1 protein-coding gene is annotated in these 384 nt (G+C 65.4%); it reads right to left on the reverse strand.

Annotated elements, in window-relative coordinates:
* Window positions 1–384, reverse strand: a 384-nt coding sequence (locus FY251_RS22220; protein ID WP_222847941.1) for a hypothetical protein, incomplete at both ends; no start/stop codon positions are given.

Consider the following 384-nt stretch of genomic DNA (forward strand, 5'->3'; position numbering starts at 1 on the left):
GTTCAAGGAGGTAGTCCTCGCCCTCAGGACGGCTGCTAGTGCGGAACTGGTCGTACTCGGAACCGATCAGGGAAGCCGCTTCCTCGCGCGCGGTTTCGCCCGGGAAAACAAACCGCAGGCGACCGTTCTCGGATTCACCCCCGCGGTACCGGATCCGCTCCTCCCGCAGCTGGCGCTTGATCTCGCTGGCATAGACGTCCAGGCGACGCGCCACCGCCGCCTCCATATCCACCTCCATCAGGAAGTGAACACCACCACGCAGATCCAGCCCCAGGTTCATCGGCTTTGCCCCGATCGCCCGGAGCCACTCCGGCGTGGTGGCAGCAAGACTCAGGGCGGCCACGTACTCCTCCCCAAGTGTCTCCTGCAACACCGAGCGAGCCC

Origin of the sequence: Haloferax sp. KTX1 (genome assembly GCF_902410085.1) — an archaeon.
Classification (GTDB): Archaea; Halobacteriota; Halobacteria; order Halobacteriales; family Haloferacaceae; genus Haloferax; species Haloferax massiliensis.